The organism is Streptomyces sp. NPDC126510, from assembly GCF_040302345.1.
Lineage (GTDB): Bacteria > Actinomycetota > Actinomycetes > Streptomycetales > Streptomycetaceae > Streptomyces.
Genome location: NZ_JBEORR010000033.1, coordinates 41,418 through 66,364 on the forward strand (window position 1 = coordinate 41,418; position 24,947 = coordinate 66,364).

Consider the following 24,947-nt stretch of genomic DNA (forward strand, 5'->3'; position numbering starts at 1 on the left):
CGGCGGACGCGCCGCGCGGCCCACCCCTCATGCCGGATCCTCGACGAGGTCGGCCGGGCCGATCGTGCTCGGCGTCGCATGGCCCGACAGGGCGAGCGTCAGGTCGAGTTCGGCGAGCAGGCAGCGGATGACGTGCTCGACACCGGACCGGCCGTCGAGACCGAGGCCGTAGACGTAGGGGCGGCCGACGAGGACCGCGCGGGCGCCGAGGGCGAGGGCCTTGAAGATGTCGTCGCCGGTGCGGACGCCGCTGTCGAAGAGGACGGTGAGCCGGTCACCCACCGCCTCGGCCACGCGCGGGAGCGCGTCGGCCGCCGCGACGGCGCCGGCCACCTGACGGCCGCCGTGGTTGGAGACGACCACACCGTCCATGCCGGCGTCGGCGGCCAAGCGCGCGTCGTCCGGGTGCAGGACGCCCTTGAGGACGATCGGTCCGTCCCAGTTCGCCCGCAGGAACGCCAGGTCCGGCCAGCTCTTGGCCGGGTCGGAGAACATCCCGACGAAGTGCATCACGGCCGCGTTCGGATCCTCGTGCACCGGCCTCGCGAGACCAGCCCGGAACGCCGGGTCCGAGAAGTAGTTGGCAGTGCCCACACCGTGCAGGAACGGCAGATAGGCCTGGTCGAGATCGCGCGGCCGCCACGACAGCAGCGGCGTGTCCAGCGTGACGACCAGGGCGGTGAAGCCGGCCGCCTTCGCCCGGTTCAGGAAGCTGCGCGCCACCTCCGGGTCCTTCGGCCAGTACAGCTGGAACCAGCGCTCGGCGTCGCCCATCGTCTCGGCGACCTGCTCCATGGGCGTGCTGGACGCGGACGACAGGATGTACGGGACGCCCTGCGCGGCCGCGGCCCGGGCCGCGGCGGACTCGGCGTCCGGGTGCATGATCGACAGCACACCGACCGGGGCCAGGGCGAGCGGGGCCGGGAGGGCACGGCCCAGCACCTCGACCGACAGGTCCCGCTCGTGCACGTCCCGCAGCATGCGCGGCACGATCCGGCGGCGCTCCAGGGCCGCCCGGTTGGCGCGGGCCGTACTGCCGTTGCCGGCGCTGCCCGCCACATAACCGACGGGGCCGGGCCCGAGCCGCTGCTCGGTGAGCTCCTCCAGCCGGGTCAGGTCGGTGGGCAGCCGCGGTACGGCGCCCGTCATCCCGTGCAGATAGATCTCGTACTGGAAGTCCGCCCAGTGCTTGCCCACCGTACGCCCCGCCTCTCGTCTCCGCGTCGAGACCGCCGTACGGGCGACGATACCGAGCGGTATGCGGCCCGGCGGATCAGGGTCGGGCCGCCGCGTGCAGGACGCGGGCCAGTGCGCTCGGCTGCGAGAACATCGGCCAGTGCCCGGTGTCCAGCGTCACCAGCTCCCAGCTGTCGCTCTTCAGGAGGGCGGCCACGGCCGGCATCGGCTCGTCCCCGTCGAGGAGACACTTCACGTACGTGGCCGGGAGCGCGTCGAGGGGGCCCGCCAGGATGGCCGGCTCGGTGAGCGTCATGCCGGGGTGCGGGGTCGAGCCGCCCACGATCCGGGCGATCTGCTGGTCCGTCAGCCCCTGCCCCGCGTAGTCCTCCGGGCCGAGCGGCGGCCAGTACCCGGCGTGGCCGTCGTGGCCGTCGATCGCCCGCCGTACGTGGTCACTGGGCCAGCCCGACAGGAACGACTCCCCGTCCACCGGCACGTTCCCGTCGACGAACACGACGCGCCGCAGCCGGTCGCCGATCCGCTCGGCGGCCTGCCCGACCGGGATGCCCGCGTAGCTGTGCCCGACCAGGACGACGTCCCCCAGATCGAGGCGCTCCACCTCCTCCACGATGTCCCGCACGTGCGTCCGCTGCCCGGCCGGCTGTGTGTTCCGCCGCTCGGCGAGGCCCGACAGCGTCACCGCATGGACCGTGTGCCCGGCGCCGCGCAGCTCCTCGGCCACCTCGTCCCATGCCCACGCCCCGAGCCATGTGCCTGCCACCATCACGAAGTCGCTCATGCGGGCAACGTAACCAAGGGGTACGACAACGCCGCTCGGACGCCGGGCTGTCGGTCCTGTGTCACTCCTGGTCGTCCGCGCCGGAGGTGTGGTCCGGCTCGGTGTCCGGACCCTGGGCCCGGACGCGCTGCACGTGTTCGAGCGAGTCGCGCAACTCGGCGAGCCAGTCGTCCGTATGACGCTGCACCAGGCGCACGCACCAGGCGAGCGCGTCGCTGCGGCTGCGGGCGACGCCGCCGGCGATCAGGGTGTCGAGTACCTGGCGTTCCGGCTGGCGCAGCCTCGTCATGACCGGCGCGGCGACGTGTGTGAAGAGCGTCCGCCGTCCGCCGCACTCCACACCCCAGGACACCTTGCGGCCGAACCGGTGCTCGGCTTCCCGGGCCACGGCCATCCGGTCCTCACGGGTGCGCTCCCGGAACTCCTGCGCCCGGCTCTCCAGGGCCGCGTCCCGTTCGGTGGCCGGGGCGCCCCCGGCCAGCCGCGGTGCGGGGATGCGGCCGATGACGGTGATCTCCTCGCGGTCGACCGTGATCTCGGTCAGTTCCTCGAAGAGGTCATCGGGCAGGCGGCCGGCGAACCAGCCGCGGAGCTTCTCTCTCTGCTCGTTGGTAATCATGTAATGACGATTACTCGACCCGTCCATGAACACAAGGGGTCACGAAGCAGTCGGCCGAGAGCGGAATCGGAATGTTTCAGGCCTATTAACGAACGCGCGGAATTCGGCCATCTGGCCGCTTCGCACCCCCGGGAACCGTGCGGTTACGGGCTTCACCCGTTCCGATTCCGTAACTTCACGCCACTGATTCAACACGCAAGGTTACTGAAACCCGTGGGGTCGATGTGTGTTTCCGCTGCGGACTCGGCAGACTCGCGCTCGCCGCTCCGGGCACCGACCGAGCTCCGGACGGCACACCCTGTAATCGATGCGGAAGGATGCACACAATGCGGACCACCGCGCGCTGGGCCATGACCATCGGCATGACGGCCACCGCCGTCTGCGGACCCCTCTCCGGGGCCGCGCTCGCCTCTCCGGGTCAGGCCCCCACCGCGCTCTACGCCCCGTCGGCCCTCGTCCTCACGGTGGGTCACGGCGAGAGCGCGATCGCAGCGACTCCGGAACGCGCGGTCACTCTGACCTGTGCCCCGACGGCCGCCGGCACGCACCCGGCGGCCGGGGCGGCCTGCGCGGAACTGCGCGGCGTGGGCGGCGACTTCGACGCCCTGACCGCGAGGGACGGCGTGATGTGCACCAGGCAGTACGACCCCGTCGTCGTCACCGTCGACGGCGTGTGGCAGGGCAAGCGCGTCTCCTACGAGCGCACCTTCTCCAACGACTGCATGAAGAACGCCCATGGGACGGGCGTCTTCTCCTTCTGAGAGGGCTGAGCCCACAGACCGGGATCGCGCTGGAACCGTGAAGCACAGCGGGCCGTGGCTGGGGAGCCGGGCCGTTGTCACGAGGAGCCGCGATCTCGCACAAGGGGGCCGGCGGGCAGTGTGGGGCTGCCCGCCGGCCCCTGGGTTTTTGTGTGTCCCGGGGAGTTATGCCCGGTCGCGATGGCTCGTGTCGCACCACGGGTAGCGGCGGCTGCGGCGGCACGTGCACAGAGCCACGCGGAAGCGGTCGGAGGTGACGACGGAGCCGTCCTCCAGCTCCACCTCCACCGGGCCCTCCATCAGCAGAGGGCCCTTGCGCTGGACGGTGACGCGGCGCGGCTCGGCGGGCCGGTCAGACGGGGAGTTCGGCACGGACGACCACCAGCTCTTCCTTGTCATCGGCGGCGGGCAGCAGCCCCCGCTCCCGCAGCCAGCGTTCCCGGCCGCGCAACACGGGCCCCAGCGCGATCCGGTGCCGACGGGTCACCGCGGCCTTCAGACCGGCCGTGCGCAACTGCCCGACGGTGAGGTCCGGGCCGCTGAGCGCCGACTGCACGAGCAGCAGCACCCCGCCCGGCCGCAGCAGACCGGGCGCCTCCCGGCAGATGCGGTCGACGACCAGGCGCCCGTCGGCGCCCGCGTCCCAGGCCCGGGCCGCGCCTCGCGGCGGTCTGTGATGGCCGTCCGGCGCCGGCACGTACGGCGGGTTGGCCAGGATCAGGTCGAACCTCTGTCCGCGCACGGGCTCGAAGAGGTTCCCGTGCCGGATGCGGACCGGGAGCCGCGCGAGCCGGGCGTTCAGGCGCGCGGCCCACACGGCGCTCCAGGACACGTCCACGGCGGTCACACGATGGCCCCGGCGCGCGGCCTGAAGGGCCAGGGCGCCGCTGCCGGTGCCCACGTCGAGGACTTCCGCGCCCGGGGGCAGCGGCTCGTCGGACAGGGCACCGGCCAGCAGCTCGGTGTCCTCCTGCGGGGCGTACACGCCCGGGGGTACCAGTGCAATCACGGACGCCGAGTACCCCGGCCATCAGGAGATATGAGCTGCTTCCTGGGCAAGCGGCGCACGCAGTGACGAACGGGAGGCACGCCAGTCGGTGAGCAGCCGGGCGCCGAAGCGTTCCTCGACGAACTCGGTGGCGTCGATGCCGAAGGCGATGTCCGGGGCGAGATACGGCTCGCGCTCCAGAAGCCCGCCGATGACGTCGTGGCGCACCACCTGCTCGTGGACCGCGTCGGCCTCGACGTGCTCGTCGTAGAAGTGTTCGGCGGCGGGTCCCGCGCCGGTGCGGCGCATCGCCTCGGCGAGCCGCCGCGACCCCGGAGACGAGGTGATCTCGACCGTCGCGAAATGACCGACCAGGGCGCCCCTGAGGGCCCGGTGCAGCCCGAAGAGGGACATCATGTTCACGGTGACCAGGGCCTCGGCGGTCGCCGCGTCGAGATAGCGGCCGTACGCGGTGTCCAGGCCCAGGTCCGCCATCAGGTCGGCGAACAGGCGGGCGTGGACACGCTCCGCGCGGCCGCCGCCCCATTCGTCGAACTCCACCGCCGCCATCGCCGCCTTCGCGCGGCCCGACAGCCGCGGCAGGACCCAGGCGTGCGGGTCCGCCTCCTTGAGGTGGTACAGGGAGCGCTGGGCCGCGTACTCGCGCACTTGCCACAGCTCGCCCTCGTCGCGCAGGAAGTGGCTGACGCCGGTGCCCTCGACGGGCTCGACCAGCAATCCGGCCAGTGCCTCGTCCACGCTGTCGTGGACGTGTGCGTCGGTGCGCAGCGCGGACAGGAAGCGGTGCTCCATGGCCGCGCGGACGCGCAGCAGGTCCGGGTCCCACTCGCGCTCCGGGGAGACCTCCGCGAATCCGCGGTAGTGCAGCTCGTAGCACAGGTACAGGGCGAGCTGAAGATCGTCGCCGTACACCTCGGCGCGGGCGACCTCCTCGAGGCGGGGCAGTCGGCCCGCGCCCCGCAGATACGCTTCGACGCCCCTGCTCAGCGGGCCGCGCGGGGTGGGCAGTCGTGGTCCTTCGTGCTCCATGCGCGACGGGTACCCACCCGGCGGCCGAGGTCACCCGCCGAGTGGCGCCTGCTCAGGGGAGCGATCGGCAAGATCACGGCCCGCCCGGGTGGCCATGGCGGAGAATCTCCCCGGCGCGAGCCCTGCCGGGGCGGGCGCTCGGGCCGCCTCCCCGGTAGCCCGAGACCGCCCGGTTTCCGTCAGTCCCCCTCGGACTCCTCCTGCGCACGCGTGTTGGGGGTGATGGCCTCCCCGGCCTCGCCCCGGTGGCGGCGTTCCCCGGCGGAGTCCCGGGTGCGGTTCTCGGCGTCCTCGACCTCGCGCAGCACCTCTTCGAGTGCCGTCTCGGTCGGCTTGCCGTGCTGGTCATCGGCGTGGTCGTGGTCCTTGTGCTGGGTCACGGGGTCTCCTCTCCCTGTACGGTTCGTCCGGTCACGGTGGGGTGTTCAGCTTCCGGTGCCGGCTATGCGCAGCGGCACCGGCTCGGCGGGGGCGGTCTCCTCGCTGCGCAGGGCGACCTCCGCCCACCAGGAGGGGCCGTCCTCGATGTGGCGCAGCAGTACGCCTTCGCGGATCGCCCAGGGGCAGACCGTGACGGCCTTGATGCCGGTGAGCTTCAGCGCGGTGTGGCCGACCACCGCTCCCGCCAGGCTCTGGGCGGCGCGGGGCGCGGAGATGCCGGGCAGGTGCGCGCGTTCCGCGGCGGGCAGGGCGGCCAGCCGCGCGATCGCCGACCGCAGGTCGGAGCGGTGCATCTGCCGGTCCACGAACGGGCCGTGGCGTCCGGGCGCCGCGCCGCACAGCCGCCCCAGCTGCTGGAAGGTGCGGGAGGTGGCGACCGCGGTGCGCGGGCCTTCCCAGCGGATCCGCGCCGCGACGTCCCGCAACTGGTGGCGGACCTTGCGGCGCAGCGCCCGCACCCGCTCCGGCGACGGCGGGTCCTCGTCCTCGAAGAACTCATGCGTCAACCGCCGCGCCCCCAGCGGCAGCGACGCCACGAAGTCCGGCAACCTGCCGCGTCCGAAAGCGACTTCGAGCGTGCCGCCGCCGATGTCGAGCAGCGCGAGCGGCCCCGACCGCCAGCCCATCCAGCGCCGGGCCCCGAGAAACGTCAGTTCGGCCTCGACCTCGCCCGGCAGGGTGCACAGGTCGACGCCCGTTCGGGCGCGGACGGCGCGCAGCACCTCGCGCCGGTTCGGCGCGTTGCGCACCACGGCGGTCGCGAAGGCCGGCGGGCTCGCCGCACCCCACCGGGCGGCCGTCCTGTCGGCCTCGGCCACCGCGTCGACGAGTTGTGCCACGGCCTGCTCCGGGATGGGACCCCCCGGTGTGACCTGCTCGGACAGCCTGAGTCGCCATTTGGCGGTGTGCACGGGCAGCGGCACCCCGTCCGCCGCGTCCGCGACCACAAGTCTGACCGTGTTCGATCCCACGTCCACCACGCTCATTCGCATGGCCGGTGGGTACCCACTTCCCGGCCCGCCCAACAGATCGCGGGCGGCGGACCGGCGAGGACGCGCCACCGGCGGCAGGGGAGCCGGGCAGCGGAGAAGGGACAAGGAAGGGGGACCGCCGTGGCCCTGCGCACGACGGTCCCCGGCGCTCCCGGTCGGTCACATGTGCACGACCGGCGCCGCTTCCGGGTCCTGCTGGGGCACCCCGCGCCGGTGCAGGACCAGGGTGATCAGCGCACCCGCGGCGAAGAACCCGGCCGACCACCAGAAGGCGGTGGTGTAGCTCTCGATCGTGGCCTGGGCGCGTACGAGCCTGCTGCTCGGGTCCTTGCCGGCCAGGTAGTCGGTCGCCGCGCTCGCGGCGAGGGTGTTCAGCAGCGCCGTGCCGACCGAACCGCCCACCTGCTGCATGGCGTTGACGGTGGCGGAGGCCACGCCGGCGTCCTCGGCCGCGACGCCGCCCGTGGCCAGCTGCATCGCCGACGGCATCACCAGGCCGAGACCCAGGCCGATCACGACGAGCTGCGGCAGCACCGCGCTCGCGTAGGAGGAGCCGGCGCCGATACCGGTCAGCCAGGCCATGCCGGCGGTGGCGACGGCGAAGCCCAGCGGGACGACGGTCTTCGGGCCGAGGCGCGGCAGCAGCACGGTGGTACCCAGCTGGGCCATCACCATCAGGGCGCCGACCATGGGCAGGAACGCCACGCCGGTCTTCGTGGGGCTGAAGCCCAGGTGGAGTTGCAGGTAGTAGGTGAGGAACAGGAACACCCCGAACATGCCCGCGCCGCTGATCAGCACGGCCAGGAAGGAAGCACCGCGATTGCGGTCGAGCAGGATGCGCAGGGGCAGCAGCGGGTGGGCGGCGCGGGTCTGCCACCAGGTGAAGGCGGCCAGCAGCACGGCGCCGGCGATCAGGAAGCCCCAGGTGAGCGGCGAGCCCCAGTCGTGCGTCTCCGCGTTGGAGAAGCCGTAGACGACGGAGAACAGGCCGCCGGCGACCAGGATCGTGCCCGGCACGTCCAGCTTGGCGGTCGTGGCGTCGCGGCGGTTGCTCAGCAGGAGCCAGCCGCCCGCGAACGCGGCCACGGCGATGACGACGTTGACGTACAGCGTCCAGCGCCAGTCCAGGGCGTCGGTCAGGATGCCGCCGAGGAGCAGGCCCACCGCGCCGCCGGCACCGGCGATGGCGCCGTAGACGCTGAACGCGCGGGCGCGCTCGCGAGCGTCGGTGAACGTGGTGTTCAGCAGCGACAGCGCGGCCGGTGCGAGCAACGCCCCGAAGACGCCCTGCAGGGCGCGGGCGAAGACCAGCATCTCGAAGCCGGTCGCGGCGCCGCCGAGCGCCGAGGCCGCGGCGAAGCCGACGATGCCGACGAGGAAGGCCGGCTTGCGGCCGAACAGGTCGGCTATCCGGCCGCCGAGCAGGAGCAGGGAGGCGAACGCCAGCGCGTACGCGGTGACGATCCACTGCCGGTCGCCGTCGGAGAAGTGCAGGTCGGCCTGGGCCGAGGGCAGGGCGATGTTCACGATGGTGGCGTCCAGCACCACCATCAGCTGGGCGAGGGCCACGACCGCGAGGATCCACCACCGCTTCGGCGAGGCCGCGGGGGGCGTCGTCCGGGCGGCGGCACTCTCGGGCGCGCTGTCGGTGAGGGATGTCTGTGGCATGGGAGGACCCGTTTCAGGGACGGCGTACGAGGAAGGTAATGAGTACGTAAACGAAACGGTTTCGTACACATCGAGACTAGACCAGCCCGAGCGAAACGGCAACGTTTCGCTCAGGCATGCCCGGTGACCGCTCATATTCCTTGACGCGCATATAACGGCAGAGGCATATTGGGGTCATGTCCGACGCCGCCCTCTGGACCGCACTCGCCGACCCCCACCGGCGGGCCATCGTCGCCCTGCTCCTGGAGCGGCCCCGGCCCGTCGGTGAGATCGTCGAGGCGTGCGGACTGAGTCAGCCGAGCACCTCCAAGCACCTGAAGGTGCTGCGCGAGGCGGGTCTGGTCCGGGTGCGACAGGACGCCCAGCGCCGCGTCTACGCCCTGGACCCCGGCCCGATCGCCGCCCTGGACGCCTGGCTCGCCCCGTACCGCGCGCTGTGGGGCAAGAGCCTCGACGCGCTGGGCCGCCGCCTCGACGAGACGCCGGACACCCCCGAACCGTCCGCTGCGAAGGACTGATCACCGTGACCACGGACCTCACCGGCACCTATGTGACCCTGGAGGACGGCCGCCCCGCCGTCCGTTTCAGCCGCGTCTACGACCATCCCGTCGACCGCGTCTGGCAGTTCGTGACCGACCCGGACGAACTGGAGCGCTGGTTCCCCTCCCGTGCCGAGATCGAGCTGCGCCCCGGCGGCGCGATCAGGTTCAGCGGTGACCCGCACATGGAGGACTCCACCGGCCGGGTCCTCGCCGTCGACCCGCCCCGGCACCTGTCGTTCGACTGGGGCGGGGACGAACTCCACTTCGACCTGGCGGAGACCGACGGCAAACGCACCCGCTTCACCCTCACCAACGTCCTCGCCGCCGAGGACACCGCCGCCCGCAACGGCGCCGGCTGGGAGGTGTGCCTGACCATGCTGGACGCCCGGGCACGCGGCGAGCGGACCACCGGTCCGCACACCGGTCCCGGCGCACCCTGGAAGGACCTCTACGCCGCCTATGTCGCGGCTGGTCTGCCCTCCGGCGCGCCGGTGCCCGGACAGGACTGACGGCTCACGCCATCTGACGCCGCACCAGCTCGTGCAGCCGCCCGTTCGTGTCCGCGAGGAGCTGGGCGGGCGGGCCCTGCTGGATGACCTTGCCGTCCTCCATCACCACGACCCGGTCGGCGTCCATCACGGTCGACAGCCGGTGCGCGATGACGATCCGGGTGGCGTTGAGGGCCTTGGTGCTCTCGATGACCGTGCGCTGCGTCTCGTTGTCGAGCGCGCTGGTCGCCTCGTCGAAGAAGAGGATGCGCGGCCGGCGGATCAGCGCCTGGGCGATCATCAGCCGCTGGCGCTGGCCGCCGGAGACGGCTCCGCTGCCCGCGACGATGGTGTGCAGGCCCATCGGCATCCGCTTGATGTCCTCGGCGAGACCCGCCATCTCCGCCGCCGCCATCGCCTCCTCCGGCGTGTACGGCTCGGTGCCGCAGATGACGTCCAGGATCGAGCCGTTGAACGGCTGCGCGTGCTGGAGCACCACACCGCACTGACGGCGCACCGCCGACTGGTCCAGGGCCGCAAGGTCCTGCCCGTCGTACAGCACGCTGCCCGACACGGGCCGGTCGAAGCCGATCAGCAGCCGCAGCAGCGTCGACTTCCCGCAGCCGCTGGGGCCGACGACTGCGACGAACTCGCCCGGCCGTGCCTCGAAGGACACGTCGTCCAGGACCAGCGGACCGTCGTCCGCGTAACGGAACGACACCCGCCGGGCCTCGATCGCCCCGGTCAGGGGACCCGGCCGGGTGCTCGCCGTGCGCACCTCGGGTGTCGCGTCCAGCACCGGCTTGATCTCCTCGAACAGCGGCAGCGCCGCCACCGCCGAGACGAACGAGCCCGTCAACTGGGTGACGGAGGTCAGCACCATCGTCACCGAGGTGTTGAAGGTGAGGAACGCCGCCGCCGACATCGAGCCCCTGGCCGGACCGGCCAGCAGCATGAACATCAGCAGGGTGCACAGCGGCAGGTACACCGCGCCCAGCACCGTCGTGAGGTTCTTGATGCGGCCGACCTTCTGCTGGAGCTCACGGCTGCGCGCGAACTCCGACGCCCACGCGGCGTACGCGTAGTTCTCGGCGGCGGCCACCCGCAGCTTGGGCAATCCCCGCAGCGTCTGGAACGCCTGGTTGTTCAGCTTGTTGGCGAGCACCACAAGACGCCGCTGCCAGCGCACCTGCCACAGCCCGAGCGCCAGGAACACGGACGCGATGACCACCAGCATGCCGATCGCGGCCATCGCCATCGGCACGCTGAACCAGAACAGCAGCCCCAGGTTCATCGCGCCGACCGTCACCGACTGGGCGACCGTCGGGCCGACTCCCGCCAGCAGCCGGCGGATCGAGCTGATGCCCATGGCCGCACTGGCCAGTTCGCCGGTGGAGCGCTCGGTGAAGAACCTCGTCGGCAGTCTCAGCAGCCGGTCCCACACCGCCGGCTGGAGCGTGGCCTCGATCCGGCCCTCGATCCGCAGGATGGTGAGGTTCTGCAACAGCATGAAGGCCGCGGCCACCACACTGCTCAGCATCACCGCGAGGCACACCTGCACGATCAGGCCGGTCTGCGCCTTCGGCACGAACTCGCCCAGCACCTTGCCGGTCGCGACCGGCACCAGCGCGCCGATCGCCACCGTGACCAGACCGCTGAGGAGCAGGCCCGTCAGATCGCCGCGCATGCCCTGCATGCAGAACCGCAGCAGCCCCAGCGGGCCGAGCCCGCGCTCCGGCAGCGGACGGTAGAACATCACCGCGCGCGGCTCGAACTCGTCGGCGTTGGCCTTCTCGACCGGCGTCTCACGCCCGGTCGACGGATGCACCGCGACATAGCCGCCGCGCCGCCACAGCAGCGCCACCGGCGCGCCCGACAGGGCCCGCTGGCCGACCAGCGGCCCCACGTCGTCCCGCCACCAGCGGCCGTCGAGCCGGACGGCCCGGGTGCGCACGCGGGAGGCGAGGGCGACCTGCTCGACCGGGTCGAGGCGGTCGCCGCCGGTGCCTTTCTGGGTCGGCTCGGTGATCCGGATCCCGGCCGCCTGCCCGACCAGCTTGCAGGCCGCGTACGTGGCGTCCGCGTCGGCCGAGGTCGTGCGCTTCGAGGAGCGCTTGCCGATCGAGGCGAGCAGCGTCTGGTCGGCCTGGGCACGCACCGCCTCACCGGCCTTGATGCCCTCGGCCGTGCGCGTCTCGTGGGTGCGCTCCAGCTGCTCGATCCAGCGGTCCAGCGTGGTCAGCAGCCGGTACTGCTGGTCGACCATCGACTGCCACAGAGCGGGGTCCATCAGCAGGTCGGCCGCGGCCTCCGCGCCGTACAGCGAGCCGTACTGCACGCTGCCCGGCGGCACCTGCATCCAGAACACGTCGTCGTCGGTGGGCGCGGCGGCCCGTTCGGTGGCCATCGGCGCCTGGAAGAGGATGGACAGGCTGCGGCCGACCCCGAGGGCGAGCGCGTACTCCAGCGGACTCGTCGTCGGCGGCACGTACTGCGGGTTGCCGTACTCGTCGTACGACCAGGTCGCCGTGTTCGCGGGCTGGTACAGCTCGCGCAGGCCGATGCGGTGCACCACGCAGTCCCGCAGCGGCCGGGCCACCAGGGTGTGCTGCGGACCGGGCACCGGGCCGAGCACCAGCGAGCCCGCCTCCAGCCGGCCCAGATGGTGCCAGTGACCCTGCTGCCCCGCGTCGACCGCGAACAGGTCCACGGCACCGGACGCGACCAGCCACAGCACCTGCGGGCCTTCGAGGTCGAGCCGGTTGAACCCGGCGCAGTCGATGCGCGAGCCCAGCTGCCCGAAGGCGCCCAGCACGAGGTCGCCGTCGTGCCCTTCGTGAACGGCCGTCATCTCACCGCTCCCTGACCAGTGCCGCGTACGCTCCGCCGCGGGCCACCAGGTCCTCGTGCCGTCCCCGCTCCACGACCGTGCCGTGCTGCAGGACGACGATCTCGTCACTGTCGCGCACCGTGCTGAGCCGGTGCGCGATCACCACACAGGCGCAGCCGCGCCGGCGCAGGTTGTCCATCACGACCAGCTCGGTCTCCGCGTCCAGCGCGCTCGTGACCTCGTCGAGCACCAGGATGCTCGGTCGGCGCACCAGCGCCCGCGCGATCTCCAGGCGCTGGCGCTGCCCGCCGGAGAAGTTGCGGCCGTCCTGCTCCACCTTGCTGTGGATGCCGCCCGGACGGCGGGTGATCACGTCGTACAGGGCGGCGTCGCGCAGCGCGTCCTCCACCGCGTCGTCGGGGATCGACGGGTCCCACAGCGCCACGTTGTCGCGGACCGTGCCCTCGAAGAGGAACACGTCCTGGTCGACGAAGGAGACCGAGGCGGCCAGCGCCCCGCGCGGGATGTCCTCGATGCGCTGCCCGTCGATACGGATCACGCCCTCCCACGGCGCGTACAGCCCGGAGATCATCCGGGACACCGTCGACTTGCCGCTGCCCGACCCGCCCACCAGCGCCACCTGCTGACCGGGTCCGACCGTCAGGTCGAAGCCGGTCAGCAGGGGCTTGTCGAGGGGGCTGTAGCCGAACGTGATGTTCTCCAGCTCGACATGGCCTTGCAGACGGCGCGTCGACTCGCCCGAGCCGGGGCGGCCGTAGAGCGGGTCGGTCTTGAAGTTCTCCACGTCCTTCAGCCGGGCCACGTCCGCGGCGAAGTCCTGGATGCGGCCCGCGACACCGTTCAGCCGGGTCAGCGGGGCCGTGAAGCGGGTGACCAGGGCCTGGAAGGCGACCAGCAGACCGACCGAGATGTGCCCCTCGACCGCCCGCATGCCGCCGATCCACAGGATCAGCGCGCTGTTGAGGGTGGCGAGCGTCGGCGCGACCACGCCCAGCCAGGCACTCGGCACGCCGAGCCGCTGCTGCTCCTCCAGGGTCGTGGCGTGCTGCCCGGCCCACTTGCGGAAGTAGCCGTCCTCGCCGCCGGTCGCCTTCATCGTCTCGATGAGCTGAAGTCCGGTGTACGCCGTGTTGGTGAGACGTGCGGTGTCCGCTCGCAGCTTCGCCGTGCGCGTCGCCCGCAGCCGGATGACGACCCGCATGGCCACGATGTTCAGCAGGGCCACGCCGATGCCGACGAAGGTCAGCTGCGGGTCGTAGGTGTACAGCAGCACCGCGTACAGCACGACCACGACCGCGTCCACGCCCGCCGCGGCGAGATCGCGGGACAGGGTCTCGGACACCGCGTCGTTGGACTGCAGGCGCTGCACCAGGTCGGCCGGGCTGCGCTGGGAGAAGAAGGTCACCGGCAGCCGCAGCAGGTGCCGCAGGAAGCGGGCGCTGGAGAGAGTGGAGGAGATGATGCGGCCGCGCAGCAGGTTGGCCTGCTGGAGCCAGGTCAGCACGACCGTGAGCAGCACGCAGGCCGCCATCGACGCGAACAGCACGCCGAGCAGCGAGGTCTGGTTACCGATCAGGAACTCGTCGATGTAGGTGCGGCTGAGCGCGGGCACCGCCGCGCCGACCGCCACCAGCAGCAGACTCGCCAGCACCGCGGCGGGCATGGTGCCCGCGGTGCCGCGCAGCCGTGCGGGCATCGCGCCCAGGACGCCCGGCTTGCGGCCGCCCCGGGTGAAGTCCTCGCCGGGCTCCATCACCAGCACGACGCCGGTGAAGCTGCCGTCGAAGTCCTCCATGGGGACGAAGCGGCGGCCCTTGCCCGGGTCGTTGATGAAGACGCCGCGGCGGCCGAAACGCCGGCCTATCCCGTCGTAGACGACGTAGTGGTTGAACTCCCAGAACAGGATGGCCGGCGACTTCACCTCGGCGAGGGCGGCCAGGTCCATCTGCATGCCCTTGGCCGTCAGGCCGTAGGAGCGGGCCGCCTTGAGGAGGTTGCTGGCGCGCGAGCCGTCACGGGAGACACCGCAGGCGATGCGCAGCTCCTCCAGCGGGACGTGCTTGCCGTAGTGGCCGAGCACCATCGCCAGGGAGGCGGCGCCGCACTCGACGGCTTCCATCTGGAGCACGGTGGGGGTGCGGACGGTCTTCGCCCGGGCCTTGGGAACCTTGCGCTTGGGCGGGGCGGCGCGGCGCCTGCTCCGCGGCTCCTGTGCGGTCGCGCTCATGGCAGCAGCCAGTCGACGGGGCGCTCGTCGGCCAGCCGGATCGAACCGGAGGCCAGCGTCATGGAGGTCAGCTTGTAGGGCGGCCCGTCCGCCGAAGACCACCGGTAACCGCTCTTCGTGGCGGAGGACTTGTCCAGCCGTACCGTCACGGCCACCGGCCTGCCCTGCTCGGTGAACTGCTCACCCAGCTGGCTGTCCCCGAGGAACGCGGCGATCGTCTGCGGGGACTGGGCCGAGCGGTCCACCGCCTTCACATGGCCGCGCAGCACGCCGTACTCCTGTGTCGGCACCGACTGCACCGTCAGGTCCACGGCGGCGTCGTCGGGGATCGAGGCGGCGTTCTCGGCGGGGACGTACACGGTGGCGTAGAGGGGGTCCGTCGTGTGGGCGACCTTCTCCACGGCGGCGACGTTCGCGCCGGTCTGGATGATCTGCCCGACGGTCGCGGCGAGCGCGGAGACCCGGCCCGCGGCGAGCGTGCGCACGACCGCTTCACCCTTGGCCGTACGGACCTTGAGCACGGGGGAGTCCGCGGGCACCTGCTGGCCCTGCTTGGCGAGCACGGCCGTGACCTGGCCCGCGACGGGGCTCTGCAGGAGGTAACTGCCCTGCCCGTGCGTGATGATGGCGGGCGCGCTGACGGTGGAGGTCACCGATCCGGTCACCGCCCACACCGAGGCGGCCGCCATCGCGACCACCGTCACCGAGAGCACGAGCCAGCCCTGCGGACGGGCGAAACGCACCGGGAGGTCGAGTTCCTCCGGTGACTGGAGCTTGGCGAGGGCCTGTTGGCGGAACTGCAAGGAACATCCCTCACCCGTGGAAGAGGTGGTTACGGAACCCGAAGAACCCGGAACCGCCGGCTGCGGTTCCGGGAATCAACGGCACAAAGGCTCGATCAGAGGCCGGAGACCAGGCCGGTGACCGGGGCCGTGTTCAGGCCGGTGACGCCCTCGACGGTGCCAACGGCGGTGTCGACCAGGCCGGAGACCGGGGCAATGCCGTCGACGGTGTCGGTGACGGTGTTCACGGCGTTCACGGACAGGCCGCCGGAGATGGCGTCGAGCTGGGCGTCGGCGATCTCGACGGTCTCAACCTGGGGGGTGGAGTTCATGGTGGAACTTCCCTTCATATGGATATCTCACAAGGGGGGAGCGGCCCCCTCTGGGGACAGATGACGGCCGCGACCGCGAGCGCCGGACATCCGTTTCCGAGTGCCCTGAGCGGCCCCCGCGGTGCGATGGATCAAAGCACGCCGCTGCTCCGCGCTTCCAATCAACCACCCCTCTCACCAGGCAACTTGCGCCCCAGCGGCATCGATCCGTGGAGGTCTGCGCACCGCTTGGGGGCGAGTTCTTCACATGCGCCACCGCATCGGCGCATCCCGGCCCTTGAGTCGCCGGGCGGCGAATCCGGCACTCCCGCCCCAAAGGCATGACCGACCCGGCCGGGCTGTGGATAACCCTCATTTCGGTGACCGGGTTGAGCAGTCGGTGTGCAGATTCGCTGAAGCCGGGGTTTGGCTCCGCGATGGCAACAGATCGTTCCCGGCCGGATACGGAGCGTTTCGTTCCGCCATGCCGGGACGGTGCCCGGTGCTGAAAGGCCGTCATCCGGCCATGGCTCGCCGCGGTCCGGCCGGGCCCGCCCTGCTGGACCGGCCCCTGTGAACAGGGCGGTCCCGGGATCAGCGGTCGGCTTGCCTGCGGCGGGAGTTGGCTGATTCCGCGATGCGAAGGGATCACTTGCAATCGGAATTGAACGCCCCGTGCGGCACGTGCGTACCAACAGCCATCCAGGCGCCCCCCAGAAGCTGCCGGACGGCGGCACCTACTCCGTTCCCCAGGAGGAGAGAAGTTTGAGTCACAAGCGAATTCCGAAGCGCAAGGCCGCGATAGCGGCGGGCGGCGTGGTGGCGCTCGGCGCGGCCGCGATCCTGCTCCCCAACGCCAACGCCTCGCAGGACGGTTCGTCCGGCGACGCGGCTGCCGCGCCGAAGACCCTGAAGGCGGGCGACGCCTCGGATCTCGCCTCGCAGCTCTCCGGGCTCCTCGGTGAGGCGTTCGGCGGCTCCTACTACGACGGCGACAACAAGCAGCTCGTCGTCAACGTCGTACCGGGCGACAACAACAATGTGATCGTGCAGGCGAAGGCGGCCGGCGCGAAGGTCCGCGAGGTCGACAACAGCTGGTCGGAGCTCCAGGACGGCGCGTCGACGCTGAAGTCCGAGGCGACCATCGCGGGCACCTCGTGGTCGATCGACCCGCGCACCAACAAGCTCCTGGTGACCGCGGACAGCACCGTGACCGGTGCCAAGTGGGACAGACTGGAGAGCACCGTGCAGGAGCTCGGCTCCGGCATGGCCACGCTCAAGAAGTCCTCCGGCACCTTCAAGCCGTTCGTCTCCGGAGGCGACGCCATCTTCGCGGGCGGCTCGCGCTGCTCCCTCGGCTTCAACGTCACCGCGGGCGACGGCTCCCCGGCCTTCCTGACGGCCGGTCACTGCACCCTCGGCGGCAACGAGTGGTCCGACACCCAGGGCGGCCAGCCGATCGCCACGGTCGACCAGTCGACCTTCCCCGGCAACGGCGACTTCGCACTCGTGAAGTACGACGACCCGGCGACCGAGGCGCCCAGCGAGGTCAACACCGGCGACCAGACCGTCCCGATCACGGAGGCCGCGGAGGCGACCGTCGGGCAGCAGGTCTTCCGGATGGGCAGCACCACCGGGCTCAACGACGGCCAGGTCCTCGGCCTCGACGCCACGGTGAACTACCCGGAGGGCACTGTCACCGGCCTCATCCAGACCGACGTCTGCGCAGAGCCCGGCGACAGCGGCGGCTCGCTGTTCACCCAGGACGGTCTCGCCATCGGCCTGACCTCCGGCGGCAGCGGTGACTGCACGGCCGGCGGCGAGACGTTCTTCCAGCCGGTGACCACCGCCCTGGAGGCGGTCGGCGCGACCCTCGGCGCGGGCGGTGCCGCGGGCGGCGGTGCCGGTGACGAGGCCGGTGCGGGCGAGGAAGCCGGCGCGGGCCAGGAGGCCGGCGCGGGCGACGAAGCGGGTGCCGGTGAAGAGGCCGGTGCCGGTGAGGAAGCCGGTGCGGGTGCCGGAGCCGGTGAAGAGGCGGGCGCTGGTGCCGGTGAGCAGGCCGGCGGCGACGAAGCGGGCGCCGGAGCCGGTCAGGACGCGGGTGCCGGTCAGGACGCGGGTCAGGGTGTCGAGGACAACTCCGGTCTGACCGAGTCCCGCTGACCCCAGCAGATCCGTCGGCAGCCGGTCCGACGCAGCCGGCCCGGTTCCGCCCCCTTCCTGGCGGAACCGGGCCGGCTCCTCTGCGTTCCGGCCCGGTCGCCGATGCCCACCGGCCCTACCCGAGGGCCCTGATCAGCAACAGGGCGATGTCATCGAGCCGTTCCTCCCCGTCCGCGCGGTGCCGCTCCTGATGGACGAGGCTGTCGGCCAGTTCGTCCAGCGGCTGGTCCCCGGCGTCCCCCAGCCGCCGGCCCAGATCCGCGAGGGCCTCCTCGAAGTCCGTACCGGGGGACTCCACCAGCCCGTCGGTGTAGAGGACGAGCAGCGAACCGGGGGGCAGGGCGACCTCCGTCGTCGGGTACACCGCCGAGGCGTCGATGCCCAGCAGCGGGCCGCCCGCCAGATCGAGCACCCGCACCCGCCCGTCCGGCCGTCTGAGCAGCGGCGGGGGGTGTCCCGCCCGGGACATCACGGCCCGCCCGTGCTCCGGGTCGAGCCGCAGGTACAGGCAACTGGCGAACAGGTCGGACCCGAGGTCCAGCAGCAGCCGGTTGGTGCTGCGCATGACCTCCTCGGGCGCCTGCCCCACGGTCGTGTAGGCCCGCACCGCCGTGCGGACCTGCCCCATCAGCCCGGCCGCCGTGACGTTGTGGCCCTGCACGTCCCCGATCACCGCCGCCGCACGCCCCTGGGTGCCCACCAGGTCGTAGAAGTCGCCGCCGATGTCCATGCCCTGAGTGGCCGGCACATAGCGGCCGACCGCCTCGATGCCGGGCAGCGACGGCAGGGAGTGCGGCAGCAGTGCCTCCTGCAGGCCGTGCGCGAGCCGGTGCTTGGCGTCGTAGAGCAGCGCACGCTCCAGTGCCTGGGCGATCAGCCCGGCCATGCTCGTCATCACCGCCCGCTCCTCCGTCGGGAACGGGTGAGGCTCGGCGTAGGAGAGCACGCACGTCCCCACCGGGCGGCCCTGGGCGATCAGCGGCAGGAAGGCCCAGGCGGCGAACCCGTCGGGGGTCGCGAGCCGGGCCGGGTACAGGCGCTCCAGCTCTTCCTGCGATTCGAAGAACGCGGGTACGCCCGTCCGCAGCACCTGGGTGCCCGGTGTCGGCTCGGTCAGGGGCATCCCGTCGAACCGCTCCACCACATGCGGGTCCCGGTACCCGCGGTGCCCGAGCACCCGCAGCCGCTTGGCCCGCGAGCCCAGCATCACCAGGGCCTGGCTGCCCACCGCCGGGGCGATCTCGTCCGCGACCAGCTGCACCACGTCCTGCACCCCCACCGCCTCGGTGAGGGCGCCGGCCAGGTCCAGCACCTGCGAGATGGTGACCAGCCGGGAAGGTGCCCCGTCGGACGGCGGTGCGGTGCGGTTCATCCGGGACACGGCCCGGGACCTGGTGATGCGGACGCTCAGGCCCGTCGTGCTCGGGTACAGCCGGAACGACAGCCATTCACCGGGCGGCCGCAGCGCCACGAACGAGGTGACGTGCTGGCTCAGCAGCGCCGCCCGGTAGCGGTCCTCGTACACCGGGTCGTTGAGCCAGGGCACCGACGCCCACAGCTGGGTGCCGAGCAGTCGGCTGACCGGGACGTTCAGCAGCTCGGCCGCGGCCGCGTTCACGAAACCGACCCGTCCGTGCAGGTCCAGCGAGACCAGCCCGTAGGGCAGCCGGCTCACCATTCGGGCCGCCTCGACCGTGCCGAGCGTGCCGGCCATACCGCCCACCAGGGGCGAGGCGAGCAGGTCGGTCTCGGGGTGCGGCGGGATGCTGTGCTCCGCGGCCCGCTCCAGCCGGACCGCCAGCCGGCCGCAGGCCGCGGTCAGATGCTCCCGCTCGTGGTCGGACATCTCCGCCGGATGCGCGCCCGGCCACGTGACGAAGACCGCGCCGTAGACGGTCGACTCGGTGGCGACCGGCACCGCGGCCAGGGCGAACGGGTAGGGCAGCACCACGGCGATCCGCGGGTAGAGGCGGGCCATCTGCTCCTCGCCGCCGACCCACACCAGCCGCCGTTCGCGCGCCGCGTCGGCGACCGGGATCGGGGAGCTCAGGCCCACCCGCTCCCAGGGCGCCGCGAACGCCCGGGGCAGACCGGCCATCACCGCCATCTCCAGCACGGGCTGGTCCGGTGCCATCAGGTACACCGCTCCGGAGTGGGCGTGCACCTCGTCCATCATCGAGGCCAGCGCCAGCGAGAGCAGGGGACGGCCGACCGGCGTCCTGGCGGCTGCCGGCGCCTGCGCGGACGACTGCCCGTCGGACACGCCGACCACCTCCTCGCACGGCCGCGCGACCGGGTCCAGGAACAAATCTCCCCCCTGGCGGCCCGTCCCGCACGACGAGCGGCTCCGGAACCGTTTCGGTTACCGTCGGTCACACCGGTGCCGGACCCACAGGGGGCACTCTCGTACCCCGAGCGTCCCGACCCATGCCCCCGTAGTCGAAGCGTGGTCGGGCGTATGGGCGCCGGGCGTGCGCCCCCGCGCCTCCTGATGGCCGGTTTCTCACGTACACGCAGGGTCACGGTCGCGAACAATGGGGCACGCGCTCACCAGGACGAGGGGGCGTACGGCGAGCGGAGGGGGTGGCAGTGATCCGGGTGCTTCTGGTCCACGACGAGTGTCTGGTGCGGTCGGTGCTGGCGGAGTGGCTGCGGCAGGAGTCCGACCTGGCGGTGCACGACACGTCGTGGCGCGGCGCGCCGGGCATGGTGCGGTCGGTTCGGCCGGACGTGTGCGCGGCGGACCTGGAGTGCGCGGATTCCTACGGCATCCCCCCGCTGGGTGAGCTGTGCCGGCCGGGGCCGGACCGTGTGCGCCCCCGATTACTCGTGCTCGCCACCGCGAGCCGGCCCGGCCTGCTGAAACGGGCCGTCGAGGCGGGGGCGCTCGGGTACGTCGACAAGGAGGGGTCCCCGCAGAATCTGCTGCGCGGGATCCGTCGCGTCGCTGAGGGGGAACGTTTCGTCAACGACTCGCTGGGCTTCGGGTTCCTCAAGGCCGCCGAGATGCCGCTGACCCGCAGAGAGCTGAGCGTGCTGACCCTCGCGGCCGAGGGAGCCTCCATCGCGGAGATCGCCGGGAGCCTGCACCTGTCCCACGGGACGGTGCGCAACTACATGGCCGCCATCACCCGCAAGACCGGGGCCCGCAACCGCATCGACGCGATACGCATATCGCAGGGCCAGGGCTGGCTCTGACCCCTACCGGGCCAGTGCGGGAGTCCAGCTTCCGACGAGGTCCCGGTACAGCGCGGAGGACCGCAGCAGCTCCTCATGGTCGCCGTACGCCGTGCTCCGGCCGTCCATCACCAGGACCCGGCCGGCGCGGCGGGCCGAGCTGATGCGGTGGGCCACCACCACCAGGGTCCCGCCCGGCCGCGCGGCGAACGCCCGCTCCGCGCGCTCCTCCGTCTCCGGGTCCAGATGGCAGGTCGCCTCGTCCAGCAGGGCGAGCGGGGCGTACGACAGATACGCGCGGGTCAGCGCGACCAGCTGCCGTTCGCCGGCCGACAGCGCCGGGGGATCGACCCGGGCGCCGAGCCCCCCGAGCCGGTCGGCCAGGGGGGCGAGACCGACCGCCTCGGCCGCGGCCAGCATCTCCTCCTCGGGCACCGGGTCCGGACGCAGGTAGGCGAGGTTCTCGGCCAGCGTGCCGCCGAAGACATACGCCTCCTGCGGGATGAGCACGCGAGCGGCGGCCGCCTCGGGGCCGGGCACGGGGTGCCCGCCGACCCGGACGGTGCCGCGCGAGGGCGTGAGCAGCCCTGCCACGAGCGCGGTGAGCGTTGACTTGCCGGTGCCGCTGGGCCCCACGACGGCCACGTGGGCGCCGGGCGGGAGGACGAGGTCGAGGTCGTGGACGACAGGCGCACTGGCGGGACCGTAGGCGAAGGTGACGGAGGCGAGGGAGACGGCCGGGGGCGGCTCCGCGGCGGGCCCGTCGGCCGGCTGAGGCCTGCCGTCGATGGCGGTGTGCGTGGGGCGGAAGCTCGAGGCCGGGGGAGGTGGGGTGGTGTCGTCGTCTGCGGTGTCCGGCCTGGCCAGTCTGCGCAGTACAACGGTCAGGCGGGAGCCGCTCGTGCCCAGGCCGTGGATCAGGTTGCGCAGGGCCGGGAGCAGGGACTGGGTGACGTAGGCGAGGGCACCGACCAGGGCGCCCGTGGTGACGCCGTGGGCCAGGAGCCAGGGGGCGGCGGCGAGCAGCAGCACGATCGGCAGCTGGCCGCCGATCGTCAGGGACGCCACCCGCAGCACGCCCCAACGGGCGAGCGCGCGCGCCGCCCGCAGTTCCGCCTCGACACGCTCCCCGGTGCCCGCGGCGACCTGCGCCTCGGCACCGGTCGCCCTGATGTCGCGCAGGCCCGGGCAGACGGTGCCGAGATCACCGGCGAGGGCCTCGTCGGCGACCAGGAACGCCTCCTGCCGCCGGGCGAGGGGCCGCAGCGTCGCGGCGAACAACGCCATGCCGAGGGCCAGCGGCGGTCCCACGACCAGCAGGAGCGGCGGGGCGAGAGCGAGCAGGCCTGCCAGGGCGCCGGCGGAGGTGAACACGAAGGAGCGGGAGACCATGACCAGTCCGGCGAAGGTGTCCCGGGCGATCTCCACCTGCTGGGTGAGCCCGGACAGCGCCCCCGCGTCACCGCTGCGCACCCCGCGCGAGACCACCCGTTCCACGAGCCGGTCCCGGAGCGGTTCGACCAGGTCGGCGACGGCGGCGTAGACCCGGGCGGTGCCGTACGCGCCGAGCAGGACGCCCAGGCCGGTCACGGCCAGCCAGATCAGTCCGAGGTCCGCCCGGCCGCGCAGGAACCCCTCGTCCAGCGCCCGGGCGGGCCCGTATCCGATGAGGAAGGTCTGCCCGGTCTCCAGCACGGACCAGGCGGTCAGCCGCAGCAGGACCCGCCGACGGGCCAGCAGGAAGCGCAGGCCCAGGGCCGGGAGGCCGGTGGAGGACGTCATGCGTACACCCCGCCCCCGGCAGCCGCTCCCGTACACGTCCGGCCGCTCATGCCGTCACGTCCTTCTTCCCCCTCGTCCCGCCCCGGGTGTCCGGAACCGGCTGTGAACCGCCGTCGTCCGCGGGGGAGCCACCGTCGCCCGTGGGGGAGCCGGCGGTGTCCGCCCCCTCGGCGAACACCGCCCGGTACTCCGCCAGCCGCCACAACTCCTCGTGCCGCCCCACCGCCCGCACCCGACCGTCGTCCAGCCACGCCACGGCATCGGCGCACGCGGCCGTCGCGCCACGGTGGGCGACCAGGAGCCGGGTGCTGCCCGGGCCGTCGCCGAAGAGGGCGTCGGTGATGTGGCGCTCCGTCACCGTGTCGAGGCTGGAGAGGGCGTCGTCGAGGATCAGCAGGCGCCCACCGTGTGCGAACGCCCGAGCCAGCCCCAGCCGTTGGGACTCACCGCCGGAGCGCGGGGCGTCGGCGACCGCCGTGCCGTACCCGTCGGGGAGGCGGCGCACGAAGTCGTCGGCGAGGGCCGTGCGGGCCGCCTCCCGGATCCGGCCGGGGGAGGGGGACGGCAGGCCGAGGCCGATCGCCTGCTCGATCGTGCCGCCGAGCAGGGCGGGACGGGCGAAGGCGTAGCCGACGGCGCCGCGCAGATCGTCGTGCGGCAGCTCGCGCAGCGGCACACCGTCGAGGAGCACCTCGCCGCCGTCCGGGTCGGCCAGCCGTCCGGCGAGCGCGGCCAGCAGCGACTTGCCGGAGCCGGACCGGCCGACCACCGCCAGCGTCGTGCCGCCCGGCACGTCGAGGTCCACCCCCTCGAGCACGGTGCGTCCGCCGCGCCGGGCCGTCACCCCGCGCAGCTCCAGCCGCCCGGGACCATCGGGCAGCCTGCGGGCGCCGTACGCGGTGGCGGTTTCGGTCTCGACCTCGCCGAGGCGCCGGGCCGCGGCCCGGGCCCGGGCCAGGCCCGCGAGCCGGCCGACCAGCACACCGACGCCCGTCGCGAGCACCGCGTAGCGGGATGCCGCGAGCACCTCGCCCACCGAGAGCCGGTCCCGGCTGACCAGGACCCCGGCCACGGCGACGACCGCGAGTTGCAGCAGTGGCGCCACGGCGACCGCCCGGGCCGCGGCCCGCCCCTGCACCCGCCACATGCGGTGCCCGGCCCGGGACAGCTCGGGCAGCGGCCGCAGCACACGGGCCGTCTCCCGGCGCTCCGTGCCCGCCGCCCGGACGGTGCGGACCCCTTCGACGGCCTCCGCCAGCGCGGCCGCGATCCGGCCCTGCGCCTGCTGATAGCGCGCCGCGCTCTCGGAGGTGTCCCGCGAGACGGCGCGCAGGAGAAGGGCCAGCACGGGGGCTCCGGCGAGGAACACCGCCGCGAGCCACCAGTCGATCACCGCCAGCGCGACGACCCCGCCGGCGGGACCGGCGAGCGCGGCCAGCAGCGCGGCGCGGGCCGCCGGAGTGGTGCCCGCCTCGGCGGCGTTGCCCACCAGGCGCGCGACGAGGTCACCCGAGCCGAAGCGGTCCGCGGCACGCGGGCCCACGCCCAGGACGTGCCCGGTCAGCCGGTGGCGCAGCCACGCCGTGGTACGGGCGTCGACGGTGCCGGTGAGGACGGTCTGGGCCGCGTCGAGCAGCCCGAGCAGCAGGACGAGGCCGGCACAGCAGAGCACCCAGCGGGTCGCCGGGGCCTGCGCCAGCAGAAGATCGAGGGCCCGGCCGAGTGCGGCCGGAAGCAGCAGTTCGCCACCCGTCGCGGCGATGCTCACCAGGCACAGCGCCACACAGCGGGACCCGCTGTACCGGGTCGCCGTGCGCAGCAGCGTGCGCGCGTGTCCGGCCGCAGGGTCGTCGTCGCCGCGCGAGGTCATACGGGCCTTTCCTGGAACGGGAAGGACCCCGGGCGGCCCCTCCCCGAAGGGAGAGAGCCGCCCGGAGCCGGCAGACCGTAGATCAGAGACAGAGCAGAACGCTCGCGGCGCTGATGCAGGAGAGCAGGCTCACCGTGCTGTTGCCGCCGCCGGTCATGCGCTCGTCGGACTCGATGGTCTGCAGGTCGAGAAGTGCCATGGTGTGTCCTTCCATTGGGTGTCCGTCCGTGGTCATCCGTGGGGACGGGGTGGTGTCA

General features: G+C 72.8%; 22 protein-coding genes. 5 read left to right on the forward strand and 17 right to left on the reverse strand.

Annotated elements, in window-relative coordinates:
* Positions 1 to 27: 27 nt before the first annotated feature.
* The 3 genes from ABTX60_RS34520 to abmR form a co-directional block, all read right to left on the reverse strand.
* A complete protein-coding gene (locus ABTX60_RS34520; RefSeq protein ID WP_352100967.1) occupies positions 28 to 1,197 on the reverse strand; it encodes a lactate 2-monooxygenase in 1,170 nt (389 codons plus the stop codon).
* A gap of 76 nt (positions 1,198 to 1,273) precedes the next feature.
* A complete protein-coding gene (locus ABTX60_RS34525; RefSeq protein ID WP_352100968.1) occupies positions 1,274 to 1,978 on the reverse strand; it encodes an alpha/beta fold hydrolase in 705 nt (234 codons plus the stop codon).
* 61 nt (positions 1,979 to 2,039) lie between these two features.
* Positions 2,040 to 2,597: an ATP-binding transcription factor AbmR gene (abmR, locus tag ABTX60_RS34530; RefSeq protein WP_352100969.1), complete on the reverse strand. Its 558-nt coding sequence runs from the start codon at positions 2,595 to 2,597 to the stop codon at positions 2,040 to 2,042.
* A gap of 326 nt (positions 2,598 to 2,923) precedes the next feature.
* Between abmR and ABTX60_RS34535 the strand changes: the two genes are divergently transcribed.
* On the forward strand, positions 2,924 to 3,358 hold the full coding sequence (locus tag ABTX60_RS34535) for a protease inhibitor (protein ID WP_352100970.1): 435 nt from the start codon (positions 2,924 to 2,926) through the stop codon (positions 3,356 to 3,358).
* 165 nt (positions 3,359 to 3,523) lie between these two features.
* Here ABTX60_RS34535 and ABTX60_RS34540 read toward each other — a convergent pair whose 3' ends face one another.
* The 6 genes from ABTX60_RS34540 to ABTX60_RS34565 all read right to left on the reverse strand — a co-directional run bounded on the left by ABTX60_RS34540 (position 3,524) and on the right by ABTX60_RS34565 (position 8,497).
* Positions 3,524 to 3,730, reverse strand: coding sequence for a CDGSH iron-sulfur domain-containing protein (locus tag ABTX60_RS34540; RefSeq protein ID WP_352100971.1), 207 nt, complete (start codon positions 3,728 to 3,730; stop codon positions 3,524 to 3,526).
* Complete coding sequence (locus ABTX60_RS34545; RefSeq protein WP_352100972.1) at positions 3,711 to 4,367, reverse strand: HemK2/MTQ2 family protein methyltransferase; 657 nt, start codon at positions 4,365 to 4,367, stop codon at positions 3,711 to 3,713. The genes ABTX60_RS34540 and ABTX60_RS34545 overlap by 20 nt, the downstream gene beginning before the upstream one ends.
* Positions 4,368 to 4,388: 21 nt before the next feature.
* Entirely contained in the window at positions 4,389 to 5,396 is a 1,008-nt protein-coding gene (locus tag ABTX60_RS34550) for an iron-containing redox enzyme family protein (protein ID WP_352100973.1), read from the reverse strand.
* 179 nt (positions 5,397 to 5,575) lie between these two features.
* Positions 5,576 to 5,776, reverse strand: a complete 201-nt coding sequence (locus ABTX60_RS34555) for a hypothetical protein (protein ID WP_352100974.1) — start codon at positions 5,774 to 5,776, stop codon at positions 5,576 to 5,578.
* Positions 5,777 to 5,821: 45 nt separating this feature from the next.
* Positions 5,822 to 6,829: a Ppx/GppA family phosphatase gene (locus ABTX60_RS34560; protein ID WP_352100975.1), complete on the reverse strand. Its 1,008-nt coding sequence runs from the start codon at positions 6,827 to 6,829 to the stop codon at positions 5,822 to 5,824.
* Positions 6,830 to 6,988: 159 nt separating this feature from the next.
* Positions 6,989 to 8,497, reverse strand: coding sequence for an MFS transporter (locus ABTX60_RS34565; protein WP_352100976.1), 1,509 nt, complete (start codon positions 8,495 to 8,497; stop codon positions 6,989 to 6,991).
* A 176-nt stretch (positions 8,498 to 8,673) separates the two neighbouring features.
* On the opposite strand from ABTX60_RS34565, the gene ABTX60_RS34570 reads away from it, so the two are divergent.
* Both ABTX60_RS34570 and ABTX60_RS34575 read left to right on the forward strand, forming a co-directional pair.
* Positions 8,674 to 9,015 (forward strand): ArsR/SmtB family transcription factor, encoded by a 342-nt coding sequence (locus ABTX60_RS34570; RefSeq protein ID WP_352100977.1) that lies wholly within the window; start codon positions 8,674 to 8,676, stop codon positions 9,013 to 9,015.
* A 5-nt stretch (positions 9,016 to 9,020) separates the two neighbouring features.
* Positions 9,021 to 9,548: an SRPBCC family protein gene (locus tag ABTX60_RS34575; protein WP_352100978.1), complete on the forward strand. Its 528-nt coding sequence runs from the start codon at positions 9,021 to 9,023 to the stop codon at positions 9,546 to 9,548.
* A 4-nt stretch (positions 9,549 to 9,552) separates the two neighbouring features.
* Here the strand turns inward: ABTX60_RS34575 and ABTX60_RS34580 are convergent, their stop codons facing one another.
* The 4 genes from ABTX60_RS34580 to ABTX60_RS34595 all read right to left on the reverse strand — a co-directional run bounded on the left by ABTX60_RS34580 (position 9,553) and on the right by ABTX60_RS34595 (position 15,719).
* Positions 9,553 to 12,378 carry an NHLP bacteriocin export ABC transporter permease/ATPase subunit gene (locus ABTX60_RS34580; RefSeq protein ID WP_352100979.1) on the reverse strand — a complete coding sequence of 942 codons (2,826 nt, stop codon included), beginning with the start codon at positions 12,376 to 12,378 and terminating at the stop codon, positions 9,553 to 9,555.
* Between the two features lies 1 nt (position 12,379).
* On the reverse strand, positions 12,380 to 14,605 hold the full coding sequence (locus ABTX60_RS34585; RefSeq protein WP_352100980.1) for an NHLP family bacteriocin export ABC transporter peptidase/permease/ATPase subunit: 2,226 nt from the start codon (positions 14,603 to 14,605) through the stop codon (positions 12,380 to 12,382).
* Positions 14,602 to 15,408, reverse strand: a complete 807-nt coding sequence (locus ABTX60_RS34590) for a biotin/lipoyl-containing protein (protein ID WP_352100981.1) — start codon at positions 15,406 to 15,408, stop codon at positions 14,602 to 14,604. Before ABTX60_RS34590 ends, ABTX60_RS34585 begins: the two co-directional genes overlap by 4 nt.
* A gap of 95 nt (positions 15,409 to 15,503) precedes the next feature.
* Positions 15,504 to 15,719 (reverse strand): hypothetical protein, encoded by a 216-nt coding sequence (locus tag ABTX60_RS34595; protein ID WP_003994898.1) that lies wholly within the window; start codon positions 15,717 to 15,719, stop codon positions 15,504 to 15,506.
* A gap of 744 nt (positions 15,720 to 16,463) precedes the next feature.
* Between ABTX60_RS34595 and ABTX60_RS34600 the strand changes: the two genes are divergently transcribed.
* On the forward strand, positions 16,464 to 17,861 hold the full coding sequence (locus ABTX60_RS34600; RefSeq protein ID WP_352100982.1) for a S1 family peptidase: 1,398 nt from the start codon (positions 16,464 to 16,466) through the stop codon (positions 17,859 to 17,861).
* Between the two features lie 115 nt (positions 17,862 to 17,976).
* Here ABTX60_RS34600 and ABTX60_RS34605 read toward each other — a convergent pair whose 3' ends face one another.
* Positions 17,977 to 20,133 (reverse strand): PP2C family protein-serine/threonine phosphatase, encoded by a 2,157-nt coding sequence (locus tag ABTX60_RS34605; protein WP_352101015.1) that lies wholly within the window; start codon positions 20,131 to 20,133, stop codon positions 17,977 to 17,979.
* A 317-nt stretch (positions 20,134 to 20,450) separates the two neighbouring features.
* On the opposite strand from ABTX60_RS34605, the gene ABTX60_RS34610 reads away from it, so the two are divergent.
* Complete coding sequence (locus ABTX60_RS34610) at positions 20,451 to 21,059, forward strand: LuxR C-terminal-related transcriptional regulator (RefSeq protein ID WP_352100983.1); 609 nt, start codon at positions 20,451 to 20,453, stop codon at positions 21,057 to 21,059.
* A gap of 3 nt (positions 21,060 to 21,062) precedes the next feature.
* Here ABTX60_RS34610 and ABTX60_RS34615 read toward each other — a convergent pair whose 3' ends face one another.
* From ABTX60_RS34615 to ABTX60_RS34625, 3 genes are all read right to left on the reverse strand, one after another.
* Entirely contained in the window at positions 21,063 to 22,820 is a 1,758-nt protein-coding gene (locus ABTX60_RS34615) for an ATP-binding cassette domain-containing protein (protein WP_352100984.1), read from the reverse strand.
* 46 nt (positions 22,821 to 22,866) lie between these two features.
* The gene (locus tag ABTX60_RS34620) at positions 22,867 to 24,690 is read right to left on the reverse strand and encodes an ABC transporter ATP-binding protein (protein WP_352100985.1); all 1,824 of its coding nucleotides are present in this window, start codon (positions 24,688 to 24,690) and stop codon (positions 22,867 to 22,869) included.
* Between the two features lie 82 nt (positions 24,691 to 24,772).
* Positions 24,773 to 24,889 carry a SapB/AmfS family lanthipeptide gene (locus tag ABTX60_RS34625; RefSeq protein ID WP_053673473.1) on the reverse strand — a complete coding sequence of 39 codons (117 nt, stop codon included), beginning with the start codon at positions 24,887 to 24,889 and terminating at the stop codon, positions 24,773 to 24,775.
* Positions 24,890 to 24,947: the final 58 nt, after the last annotated feature.